This window comes from Bacillus sp. EB V-12, from assembly GCF_056158125.1.
Window position 1 is genome coordinate 198302 of sequence record NZ_JBUXJL010000008.1, and the last position, 12138, is coordinate 210439.

Here is a 12138-nt window from a genome sequence, read left to right on the forward strand (position 1 = left end):
TTCTCTTGTCATAATGAATGTACAACATGATACTATACATTCATTACAATATGTTAGCAAGTGATATTTTAGTGACGTTAAAAGAAATTAGTGTTCATTTTATCCCGCTAATTGTGAGTAGTAAGATTCACGCCTCAAAATTCAGAAGCTGGATGCCGGTAAACGTCCGATTGGTGTAGGCTAATTAAAGTTTCACTTTATAATTTTTCCTAATTCCTTTTAAACATCAGTTTTTAGTAAAAAAACCTGCTGAATTTCAGCAGGTCTCAAATTGTTACTATAGATTACTATGAGAAGCGTACTTCGTCAATTTTTTCTTAATAATGAAAATTACTCATTTTACTCTGTTGAGATAGATGGATCTGCCTGTTCTTTTTTCGGGATAATCTCAAAAAACTTGTTCTGTATATCATCTAATAATGGTGTTAACAAAGCAACTTCCTCATATTGCTCGTGCTCGTTTAGTACACGAATATAGTCTAGCAATAATTCAGTTACATCTTTCAAACCATTTTTACTAATTGGTTGTAATGTAACATTTGCGCCTTTTGCGATTCTTCTTTTTAAGGCCTGTTCTGTTAAGCCTAAGTTTGAATCACGGCGCAAATAAACAACACCGCCAGTCATGCCAGCGCAAATCCATGGACCAGGGTCACCTAAAACAAGCGCTCGCCCATTTGTCATATATTCAAAAGCAAAACCTTTAATATTGGAGTATGCACCTATATTTCCTTGCTCTTTTTCACGGAGTGGTTTTGTTATTCTACCTCCAATTATCATGTCTGCCCCAGAAAGGCGAATGCCAGCGCGAGCATCAGCGTTCCCTTGCACGTATAGTGCCCCTTTTTGTGCACCATATCCAAATCCTTTTCCGACAGAACCGTTATAATATACTCCGTCTTTTCCTTTTGATTTCGTTATATAAATCCCACCACCAAAGGAAGTTTTACCAATGCCATCTTGTGCGCCGCCATTTACGTGTATAAATAAATTTTCACTATTGTAAGCACCTAACCCATTTCCGGGAATAGAACCATTCGTATACTTTAATGTAAGTGGTTCAAGTTGAGTAGCTTCATATAGTTTACTGCGAACGCGATAACATGATTCTAGACCACCCATAACGCGTTGCTCTACACCAACGCCTACCAATTCTTTTGAGTCAGCGGAATGAACTGTCTTAAATTGTTTTTCCGGTACGCCTTCTGTTGTTGTAACAGATGGATGTTCTATTATTTGTAGTAAATTACGTAAGTTTAATAAATTTTCGCCTCGAACTTGCTCTAATAAATCAGAACGCCCAACAATTGCTTGTAAATTTGTATAACCAAGCTGTCCTGTTAATCGTTTTAGTTCTACACCGAAAGAGGTGAATAAATTTAGCAGGCCAGCAACTGCGCTTTCTAATTCGCGTGGGACGAAGCGGCGTAACCCATGTTCTTTTGCTTGTGCTTCAGACTCGATTTGTGTCGCAATTCCAACATGGCAAGTATCTAGATGGCACCCACGGCAAGTAGTACAGCCGATTGCAATCATTGATAGTGTGCCAAATCCAATACGGTTTGCTCCGAGGAGCATGATTTTCAAGGCATCATTTACACTTCGAATACCACCATCTGCCCAAATCTCTACTTTATGTCTCATGCTTGCTTCTAATAAAGCGTTGTGAGCGGCTTTAACACCAATTTCTACAGGGAGACCTACATGCTGCAATGCGTGAATACGTGCAGCGCCTGTTCCGCCATCGAATCCGCTAATGTTAATAAAATCAGCGCCAGCTTTGGCGATACCGACAGCAATTGTTCCGATATTAGGAACAACAGGGACTTTCACGGCTACTTTGGCAAGTTGATTAGCTGTTTTAATTTCTGTAATCATTTGAGCTAAATCTTCAATTGAATAAATATCATGGTTATTAGAAGGTGAAATTAAATCTGAGCCGATTGTCGCATTACGTGCTTCAGCGATTTTGGCTGTCACTTTTGAACCAGGTAAATGCCCACCTTCCCCAGGCTTTGCGCCTTGACCGATTTTGATTTCAATTAAGTTTGATGAGTTTAGTAGTTCGGCATTTACTCCAAATCGCCCAGATGCCACTTGTTGTCCACGTGTATGTGGATATTTTCCAATCATATCTTTAATTTCGCCGCCTTCACCGTTCAAGCTAATCATATTTAGCTGATCGGCTGCTTCTGCATATGCGCGAAAGGCAATTTCGTTTTGAGAACCAAATGACATAGAACTAATAATAAATGGTAAATTATGATTTTTGATGCCGATAGATACTTCTTCAGTTGGAACGACATGTTTTGTTTGTTTCGTTTGAACAAGGTGTCTGATTGCAATTGGATTATTCTCTTCTAGTTCACTTAACTTGTCACGGTAATCATCATAAGAATTTCCTTTTGCAACATCGCCGATTGCTTTCCAAATTCGCGGGAATATATGAAATGATTTTCGCATTCTAATTTTAGGATTGTTATAATCCTCTGCTCGTATTTTTGCATCTTCAACAAGTGATTCAAGTGAAAAGGCTAAATCATTTGAACCGAAGAAATTTGTAATCTGTAATATATTTGCGATTTCTTCATGTAACCCAATAGATGAATAGAGACGTCCGTAACCACATAACTCATGAATTCCAATTGTTGAAATGACTTTTTCTAATCCTTTATTAAGTGCATTATATAGATTCGTAATTGGTGTTTTTGTTCCATCATTTACAGTCGCGAATAATAAATATGGATTAATACCATCTGCTCCTAATCCATATAGCGTGACAATGTCATGTAAGGAGCGAAGAGCACCAGAACGTATAACGAGAGAACAATTGCGGCGTAATTTATTTTCACTTAATGCTTGATGTACTTTAGCAGTAACTAAATGTGGATCAATCCACAATCGTTCATTTAGATGGGCTTTTGCGTCATCTAATACTAGTAGGGAAGCGCCATTGTTAACAGCAGCTATCGCTTCAGAACTAATGCGGCTTAATGCGCATTGCAGAGTTTCTGACGAGCTGAATGTAGCAGAGATTGTGGCGATAGAGTTATGAGTCTTAAATAGCTCTATGAGTTGTTCGTACGTAATTGTGTGTAATTCCTCTGCAATAGGTTGTGCCACGCTGCCTTCTAAAATAATTGGTGAAAGCATTTCAACTACAAATGGCCGTTTTGCGCCGCTTAATAAACTTGGACGCTCTCCAAGTACAGTACGTGTAGAGAAGTGTTCAATTTCACGGTCACGGTCAATTGCAGGGTTTGTAACAACAGCTACACTTTCTTTAATAAAGTCAGCGATATTTCGTCTATCAGTATCGAGTGCGGCAAGTGGTGAGTCATGCCCAAGTGAGCGTATTGGCTCAACGCCTTTTGTTGCCATCTGTTCAAGAAGTTGAATATGTTCTCGGTCCCATCCGAAAGCGACGTATTGTTTCGTTTCAACTTGAACAGAATCACATAGCCCTTGGATTTTTTTCGTTTCAGGGATAGATAAATTTAAATGGTAATTGGTAGTATCAATTCGCTTTTTAAAACGGTTATATACTTGGATTTGATATTTGTCATATTCATAAAGAACAAGTTCATCTTGTTCATTCCATTTTAATCCGACTTTTTCTCCAGGAGCGAGTGGTTTTGGTTCTGCTACATATTTAGTTGGTGATACAACTCCAGGTTCAGAAGAGAAAATATAAGAGCTCTCTGTCTCTACTTTCCATACTGGGCGTAATCCAAGGGAATCAACGCTGAAAACAGCTTCATCTTTAAAACGGGAAATGATGCCAGCTGGTCCTTGTGCAAAATGTCCCCATGCTTCACGTATATACGTATATAAATCTTGTAAAGGTGTTTCATAAAGTTTAATTTCATTAATAATTGGTGGGAATAGAATTTCCATTGCTTCAAATAAGCTGTAGCCGTATTGAACAAGTAGGGTTTCTAAGGTGCGGTTTAAATCTTGAGAGTCACTGCCTCCTGCAGTAAGTGGTACATCAATCATTTCAGCTTGATCGCGTAATTTCGCAATTGTGTTAATTTCACCATTATGTCCGAGAATGCTAAATGGTTGTACACGAAAAAAATTAGATAATGTATTAGTAGAGTAGCGGTTATGTCCTAATGTCATAGTTGAAGCGATAAGCGGATGTTGTAAATCATTATAGTAGGCAACAAGCGTATCACCAGCACCTAGAACTTTATATACAACATGATCATGACTTAATGAAGCAACATGAATTGCTTCGTTTTCCTCTATTTTTATTGTGACAGAAAATAATGTTTGCTCAATATTTGTAATTTCGTTTTCTGCGATAAGGGCAACTTGCCAAAATAAAGGTTCTTCTTGTTTACCAAGTGGACCGAGCGCATCTGAGTTTGTTGCATCATCACTTTCGAAAATGATTGCAAAGTTTTTGTTGTTTAATTGCGTACGAATATAATCTTTTAAGGCAGTAATGTTTTCTTTTTTATTTAGAAAAAAATGTCCAACGATAAAGTGGGGATGATCCACAATCGTTGGATTATATCCGCTACTTTTTAGTTTTTCATTCCAAAGCGTTTTTGGTATATCAATGTGAATGCCGATGCCATCGCCCTCGCCATTAATGAAACCAGCTCTATGATTCATTTTGACGAGTGATTGTATGCAAAGGTCAATGTTTTCTTTTGTAGCAATTTTTCGTTTCTCCATAACGGAAACGATTCCACACGCATCATGTTCTGCATTTCTATAATCTCGAAATAAAGACGGTGTCCATGTATTTTTTTTATTGAGCATCCGTCAATCCCCCCTCTTGTAAAAGTTAGAATAATCTTGCTATTTAAGGTGCAAATCACCTTGTACACAGAGATAGTAATGCTGTAAAAGAATATAAAACAGATAATTATGAATAATTATACTATTAATGCGTGATTTATGAAATAGAAAAAAGGAAAAAAGAAAGGTGAGCTTTCTTTTTTCCTTTTAATGAAGGGATTATTTATTGTCTGCTAGGGCAGCAAATGCTCTGCCGACAGCTTCGATTGTATATTCAATATCTTCTTTTGTATGTTCTGTAGTTAAGAACCATGCCTCGTATTTAGAAGGTGCTAAGTTAACTCCTTCTTGAAGCATAAGCTTGAAGAATTTACCGAACATTTCACCGTCTGTATCTTGTGCGGCATCGTAATCTTCAATTGTATTAGTTGTGAAGTATACAGTTAAAGCCCCTTTTAGACGATTTAATGTAATGTCGATATTATGTTTCGCTGCTTGCTCTAAAATTCCTTTTTCAAGCATTGCACCAAGTTCATCTAATTTCTCATAAAGCCCTTCTTGTTGAAGTACTTCTAGACAAGCGATACCTGATGCCATAGAAGCAGGGTTTCCTGCCATTGTACCAGCTTGGTATGCAGGTCCAAGCGGAGCAACTTGTTCCATAATTTCTTTCTTACCACCGTAAGCACCGATTGGTAAGCCGCCGCCAATAACTTTACCAAGCGCTGTTAAGTCGGGTGTAACACCAAGTAAGTCTTGAGCACCGCCGTACATAAAGCGGAAAGCAGTAATAACTTCATCATAAATTACTAGTGCGCCAGCTTCGTGAACAAGTTCATTCACTTTTTCAAGGAATCCAGGTTTAGGCTCTACAATACCGAAGTTTCCAACGATCGGTTCTACAAGGATAGCTGCTACTTCATGACCCCATTTATCTAAAGCTTCTTTTAAAGTTTCTACATTGTTAAATGGAACGGTAATAACTTCTTGTGCGATACTTTGTGGTACGCCAGCTGAGTCAGGAGTTCCTAAAGTAGAAGGGCCAGATCCAGCTGCCACAAGTACTAAATCAGAATGACCGTGGTAACAACCAGCAAATTTCATGATTTTTGTGCGACCTGTATAAGCACGAGCAACACGAATCGTTGTCATCACTGCTTCTGTACCAGAGTTTACGAAACGGACTTTATCTAATGCAGGCATTGCTTCTTTTAACATTTTTGCGAATTTTACCTCTAGCGCTGTTGGTGTTCCATAAAGTACCCCATTTTCAGCAGCTGTTGTAATTGCTTTTGTTATATGCGGATGAGCATGTCCAGTAATAATAGGACCGTATGCTGCTAAATAATCGATATATTTATTTCCGTCTACATCCCAGAAATAAGCGCCTTTCCCACGTTCCATAGCAACAGGAGCGCCGCCGCCAACTGCTTTAAAAGAACGAGAAGGACTGTTAACACCGCCAACGATATGCTCTAAAGCTTCTTTATGTAATGCTTCTGACTTTGTGAAATTCACTACAATTCATCTCCTTACAAAAATCTATGTATTATTCTAACATGTTTTTCGAAAAGACGTATTGTTTGTGATAGCGAAGGCAGTTGGGTAAACTATTCGTTGTGACATTTAGGAGGGGGGTCCGATTATGAAATCGGTAATTGAGGTACAAGGGTTACGTAAAGAGTTTACAGCCTATTCAAGTCGTCCGGGCTTAAAGGGTGCATTTCGCGATTTATTAAACCGTAATTATAAAATAGTACCAGCAGTAAATGATGTATCTTTTACTGTAAAGCAAGGTGAAATGGTTGGTTATATCGGTGAGAACGGTGCTGGTAAATCAACAACAATTAAAATGCTTACGGGGATTTTAACTCCGACATCAGGGCAAATCACAGTAAATGGAATGAACCCACATAAACAAAGAGAAGAATTTGTAAGAACAATTGGTGTTGTTTTTGGACAGCGTTCGCAACTTTGGTGGGATATTGCAGTACAAGAATCGTTTCGTTTATTAAAGAAAGTGTATGGTGTATCAGACGCTCAGTATAAGGAGCATATGGAACACGTAATTGAAACGTTAGATATAGGGCCCTTATTAGATAAACCAGTTCGAAAATTATCTCTTGGTCAAAGGATGCGTTGTGAATTAGCGGCAGCCTTAATTCATAATCCACCGTTATTATTTTTAGATGAGCCAACAATTGGGTTAGATGTACTTGTGAAATTGAAAATACGTGAATTTTTAAAAGAAATGAATGAACGTTATAAAACAACAATTTTATTAACAACACACGATATTACTGATATTGAAGCTTTATGTGAGCGCGTTATCATGCTGGATGAAGGAAATATTATGTATGACGGTTCTTTAAATAATCTTCGTACGCAGTGGGGAGCGGAGAAGGAAATTCACTTTCAGTTTGTTGCACCAGTTTCCTATCAGGCTTTATCAATGGTTATGCCAGATAATCATGTCGTTTGGTCGAAAGCAAAAGAGGAAAATGCATGGGTTGCAAAAATTCCGAATGAAGAAGTTATTATTTCAATGCTTATTTCTAAAGTAGTACAAGCCTTTCAAATTAAAGATTTAAAAATTAACGAAGTGTCTACAGAGGAAATTATTCGTAACATTTATGAAGAAGGTATTACGCATGGGTAAGTATATTGAAATGATTCGAATTCGCTTTTTAATGATGCTTGCGTATCGTACAAATTACTATAGCGGGATTTTAATTTATACGATTAATATCGGTGCTTACTATTTTTTATGGCAAGCAATTTATAGCGGAAAAGAGAATATTGAAAGTTTATCTATTTCGCAAATGACCACGTATATTGCAATCGCGTGGATGGCACGTGCCTTCTATTTTAATAATATAGATAGGGAAATTGCGATGGAGATTCAAGAAGGACGTGTGGCTGTAGAATTAATTCGTCCGTATAACTATTTGGGAATGAAAGTTATGCAAGGTCTTGGCGAGGGAATATTTCGTTTTGCCTTCTTTTCCATTCCAGGCATGGTTATCGTTACGTTATTATTTTCGTTGCAAATTACAACAAATTTTCAAACGTGGTTATATTTCTTCTTATCTTTAATATTTAGTTTTATTATTAATACACAAATTAATTTAATGACGGGAATGCTTACGTTTTTCCTATTTAATAATAGTGGGATTATGTATGCAAAACGCGTTGTTATTGATTTATTTTCAGGTCTATTATTACCAATTAGTTTTTATCCGCTATGGGCCCAAAAAGCAATGATGTTTTTACCGTTTCAGGCTATTAGTTATATTCCAAGTATGATTTTTTCTGAAGGTATACAGGGGAGTAAGTTGTATGAGGCTTTAGTATTTCAAGTGATTTGGGCGATTGTACTTATTATTCCAATTGTACTCATGTGGAGAACGGCGAGAAAACGTCTAATTGTACAAGGGGGATGATGAGATGCTATATATAAACTTATTTTTACAATATGCAAGTCAATATATAAAAACAAAATTGGAGTATCGAGGCGATTTTATCGTTGGTTTACTTTCTGATTTATCGCTTCAAGCAGTTAATTTAATATTTATTCTCGTTGTATTTGGGCATACACAAGCATTGAAGGGATGGAGTCGAGAAGAAGTAATCTTTATTTATGGTTTCTTTTTAGTACCATTTGCCATCTTTTCAGCTTTCTTTAATATATGGGATTTTAATGATCGATACATTATTAAAGGGGAGATGGATCGTGTATTAACGCGGCCGATCCATAGCCTATTTCAAATTATATTAGAAAGAATGGAACTTGAATCTTTAATTGGAGCTATTACAGGGATTGTTGTAATGGGATATGCAGCTGTGGAGTTACAATTATCTTTTTACTGGTATGATTTCTTCTTATTTATATTGATGGTAGGAGGAGGAGCACTTGTATATGGAGGTATATTTGTTACGCTGGCGAGCCTTGGTTTTTGGTCGGATGCGAAAAGTTCAATTATGCCTCTTATGTATAACATAGGTAATTACGGGCGCTATCCTGTTAATATTTATAATCGTGTAATTCGTTTCATTTTAACGTTTGTTTTACCGTTTGCGTTTGTTGGAGTATATCCAGCGGCATACTTTTTAAGAAAAACAGAATGGAATAGTTATGCATTTGCGACGCCAATTGTTGGTGTTATCTGTTTTACGATTGCAATCACCCTCTGGAACCAAGGGGTAAAAAGGTATCGTGGCGCGGGTAATTAATTATAGAAGCTTGTTCGTTTCTAAGGGATAAATCAGTTCTCCACCTCATACATATAAAATGAGGTGGAGGACATGTTATGGGGATTTATTCTATTAATTGCAGCAATCGCTATTTTGAAAAGTGTCCAATTATTATGGAGTTCCTATTCGGATTCAACGCGTTTTTTTTCGCTCTATAATTTGGCCACATTATTTTTAATCTATACAACAGTACTAATCGCATTTGGATTAAGTTACGTTGTATTAGAGGAAATGGGTTTCGCAGTTTTGAAAGAGGACGGAGAAAGTTTGAACGCTCATTCTTTTCAACTCGTCGAAGTTTGTTTATATTTTAGCGCAGTTACTTTATTGTCTGTTGGATATGGTGACATATCTCCGATTGGAATTGGGCGATGGATTGCAATCGCAGAAGCGCTAATTGGATATACACTCCCTTTTGCTTTTGTGATGAGGTCTGTAATAGACAATGAAAAATAAGGAAGCATTTGTTATAGTAAAGGAAAAGAGTAGGAGTGATAACTATGATTACAGTAGGAGAAATGGCACCAGAATTCACATTAGAGGGAAGTAACGGAGAAGAAGTTCGCCTAGCTGATTTCCGCGGTAAAAATGTAGTTCTCTATTTTTATCCGAAAGATATGACGCCAGGGTGTACAACTGAAGCATGTGATTTTCGTGATGCGTATGGAGTATTTCAAGAGAAGGATACGGTTATTCTTGGAGTAAGTCCTGATTCAGCGAATAGACATTTGAAATTCATTGAGAAACATGAATTGCCATTTACACTTTTAGTAGATGAAGATCATAAAGTAGCAGAGTTATACGATGTTTGGAAGTTAAAAAAGAACTTTGGGAAAGAGTATATGGGAATCGAGCGTTCTACATTCCTTATTAATAAAGACGGTGAACTTGTAAAAGAGTGGCGTAAAGTGAAAGTGAAAGGACATATTGAGGATGTTCTTTCTTATATAAAATAAATCTACATTGGAGATAAAATATGCAGAAACAAGGCAAGTGTCTATACATATTTTACTGCCTTACATAAAGTGGAAGTGTAGGGCATACCTCCTCAGATGATAGTATTCCAAGTGCGATTATGTCGCACTTTTTTCTATGGAATATATGAAGAAAAAAGGGAAAGATACATAAAAACAAGTCCTGAATATAAAAATAAACTACATACTTATAGTAGAAATATTGACGATTTATAAGAAAAGGAGTACACTCTTTATAAGAATTATAAAATAATAATCCGTATAGAATCGGGGTGCATGACGGTGGTCAAAGAAGAATTAAAAGAAGCGCTAGAAATGCTGAAAAATACGGGTGTACGCATTACTCCACAGCGTCATGCTATTTTAGAGTACCTTGTGGAATCAATGACGCACCCAACAGCGGATGATATTTATAAAGCATTAGAAGGTAAGTTTCCAAATATGAGTGTTGCAACTGTCTATAATAACTTACGTGTGTTTAAAGAGGTTGGACTTGTAAAGGAATTAACTTATGGAGACGCTTCAAGTAGATTTGATTATGTTACAAGTCAACATTATCATGTGATTTGCGAAAAATGTGGTAAGATTGTTGATTTTCCTTATGGAGGCTTGGAAAAGCTGGAAGAGGAAGCTGCGAAAACGACAGGCTTCGTTATCAATAGTCATCGCTTAGAAATTTATGGCGTTTGTCCAGAGTGTCATAAGGCGTAATATATAATAAAGAAAGAGGCTGACGGCTATACGTCAGCCTCTTTCTTTATTATATAAGGATTAGCGTGAGGTTAATCGGGATTTACAGTGCTAAGTTAGTAAGAAGGGTTAGATAAAAGTTTGTCGAATTTACTTTGTATTGGTGGAAATGAATTCTTGGAGGGGACATTTTGAAGAAATATGAGATTAAAAATAACATTCCAACATTGGAAGAATATAAATATTTATGTGATTCTGTGGGATGGACTAACTATATGAACTTTGAGGTGGCGGAAATATCACTTCAAAATTCGATTTACTGTATAACAGTCAAGGATAATAATCAAATCATCGGCATGGGGAGAATTGTTGGTGATGGGGCTATCTATTTCTATATTCAAGATATAGTGGTTCATCCAGAGTATCAAAAGAATGGTATTGGAAAGAAAATAATGAATACTTTAGTAGAATACTTAAATGGGAATGCTCCAGATAAAGCATTCATTGGTTTGTTTGCGTCGCAAGGTAAAACATCATTCTACGAAAAATATGATTTTAAAGATTATTCGCCTAATATGACAGGGATGTTTGCTGTTATTTCGAAAAAATAGGTGTAATAAATTTAATAAAACAATTAAAAAGTTGATTTTTTAAGAAATCAACTTTTTAATGAGTTGAAACGTTTGTAGTGTTGCAAATTCGTATTTCCCTTGATACTTATGATTTATAACTCTTCTTATTATACTTTTCATCAAATTCTTTTCCTTCTAGATCTCGATCTAGTGTTAAAGGTTGATTGCAGTGCATACATGCATCGACACGGCCCAGCATTTTGGTTGGCTTATCACAGCTTGGGCAAATAATTTGGATAGTCTTAGTAGATAACATACCAATCCAAAAGTAAACGACAGTGCTAGCGATAACAGCTAAAAAGCCAACCATCATAAACGTTGTCATAATAATAATGTTTTCGCGGAAAAAGACACCTAAGTATGCAATGAAGAGGCCGATAAATACTAAACTTAATGCAAAGGTCCGGATTTTATTGATTTTGTTTGAATACTTAATGCTCATTCTCACCACGCTCCTATACTAATAATATAACATAAAATTTAGAATTTTCACTCCCGTGTGAATTGATAAAGAGATAAGATATGAAATGAATAGGAGGGGAGCCAAGAATGAATGGACGCTATAATGATTTTTAAAGCGGATTTTAAGTTTTTAACGGGATGTGAAATTTTTTTATAAAAAGTATTGACCCTGTATATACTGCATGATATATTAATAACCGTCGCTGATGCGGAAACGCAGAAAACGACAAAAAAGAAATTAAAAAACTTAGTTGACATTGAAAAATGAAGATGTTAACATAAGGAAGTCGCAAATGAGCGACCAAGTAGTTCTTTGAAAACTGAACGAAACAAACAACGTGAAACGTCAATTTTTATTTTAGATGCTAGAT

The 12138-nt window shown here is 36.4% G+C and carries 10 protein-coding genes; 7 read left to right on the top strand and 3 right to left on the bottom strand.

Going from position 1 to position 12138, the window contains the following annotated elements:
• Positions 1-339: 339 nt before the first annotated feature.
• Positions 340-4776, bottom strand: coding sequence for a glutamate synthase-related protein (locus ACZDYH_RS22775; protein WP_166695289.1), 4437 nt, complete (start codon positions 4774-4776; stop codon positions 340-342).
• Between the two features lie 198 nt (positions 4777-4974).
• Positions 4975-6273, bottom strand: a complete 1299-nt coding sequence (hemL, locus tag ACZDYH_RS22780; RefSeq protein WP_001011863.1) for a glutamate-1-semialdehyde-2,1-aminomutase — start codon at positions 6271-6273, stop codon at positions 4975-4977.
• A gap of 127 nt (positions 6274-6400) precedes the next feature.
• Between hemL and ACZDYH_RS22785 the strand changes: the two genes are divergently transcribed.
• The 7 genes from ACZDYH_RS22785 to ACZDYH_RS22815 all read left to right on the top strand — a co-directional run bounded on the left by ACZDYH_RS22785 (position 6401) and on the right by ACZDYH_RS22815 (position 11284).
• Positions 6401-7414: an ABC transporter ATP-binding protein gene (locus ACZDYH_RS22785; protein ID WP_000843655.1), complete on the top strand. Its 1014-nt coding sequence runs from the start codon at positions 6401-6403 to the stop codon at positions 7412-7414.
• Complete coding sequence (locus tag ACZDYH_RS22790; RefSeq protein WP_000521519.1) at positions 7407-8198, top strand: ABC transporter permease; 792 nt, start codon at positions 7407-7409, stop codon at positions 8196-8198. Before ACZDYH_RS22785 ends, ACZDYH_RS22790 begins: the two co-directional genes overlap by 8 nt.
• A gap of 4 nt (positions 8199-8202) precedes the next feature.
• Positions 8203-8988 carry an ABC transporter permease gene (locus ACZDYH_RS22795; protein ID WP_000965773.1) on the top strand — a complete coding sequence of 262 codons (786 nt, stop codon included), beginning with the start codon at positions 8203-8205 and terminating at the stop codon, positions 8986-8988.
• A 72-nt stretch (positions 8989-9060) separates the two neighbouring features.
• A complete protein-coding gene (locus ACZDYH_RS22800) occupies positions 9061-9465 on the top strand; it encodes a potassium channel family protein (RefSeq protein ID WP_000964343.1) in 405 nt (134 codons plus the stop codon).
• A 44-nt stretch (positions 9466-9509) separates the two neighbouring features.
• The gene (gene bcp, locus ACZDYH_RS22805) at positions 9510-9965 is read left to right on the top strand and encodes a thioredoxin-dependent thiol peroxidase (protein ID WP_000633710.1); all 456 of its coding nucleotides are present in this window, start codon (positions 9510-9512) and stop codon (positions 9963-9965) included.
• Positions 9966-10265: 300 nt separating this feature from the next.
• Complete coding sequence (gene perR / locus ACZDYH_RS22810) at positions 10266-10694, top strand: peroxide-responsive transcriptional repressor PerR (RefSeq protein WP_000237829.1); 429 nt, start codon at positions 10266-10268, stop codon at positions 10692-10694.
• 170 nt (positions 10695-10864) lie between these two features.
• Entirely contained in the window at positions 10865-11284 is a 420-nt protein-coding gene (locus tag ACZDYH_RS22815; RefSeq protein ID WP_000759736.1) for a GNAT family N-acetyltransferase, read from the top strand.
• Between the two features lie 106 nt (positions 11285-11390).
• On the opposite strand, the gene ACZDYH_RS22820 is transcribed toward ACZDYH_RS22815, so the two are convergent.
• Positions 11391-11747 carry a YgzB family protein gene (locus tag ACZDYH_RS22820; protein WP_000025058.1) on the bottom strand — a complete coding sequence of 119 codons (357 nt, stop codon included), beginning with the start codon at positions 11745-11747 and terminating at the stop codon, positions 11391-11393.
• Positions 11748-12138 lie beyond the last annotated feature (391 nt).

Bases quoted from the DNA above. Each gene is read 5' to 3' on its own strand.
- ACZDYH_RS22790 (WP_000521519.1), top strand. From the start codon at position 7,407: ATGGGTAAGTATATTGAAATGATTCGAATTCGCTTTTTAATGATGCTT.
- ACZDYH_RS22785 (WP_000843655.1), top strand. From the start codon at position 6,401: ATGAAATCGGTAATTGAGGTACAAGGGTTACGTAAAGAGTTTACAGCC.
- ACZDYH_RS22775 (WP_166695289.1), bottom strand. From the start codon at position 4,776: ATGCTCAATAAAAAAAATACATGGACACCGTCTTTATTTCGAGATTAT.
- ACZDYH_RS22795 (WP_000965773.1), top strand. From the start codon at position 8,203: ATGCTATATATAAACTTATTTTTACAATATGCAAGTCAATATATAAAA.
- ACZDYH_RS22820 (WP_000025058.1), bottom strand. From the start codon at position 11,747: ATGAGCATTAAGTATTCAAACAAAATCAATAAAATCCGGACCTTTGCA.
- ACZDYH_RS22800 (WP_000964343.1), top strand. From the start codon at position 9,061: ATGTTATGGGGATTTATTCTATTAATTGCAGCAATCGCTATTTTGAAA.
- bcp (WP_000633710.1), top strand. From the start codon at position 9,510: ATGATTACAGTAGGAGAAATGGCACCAGAATTCACATTAGAGGGAAGT.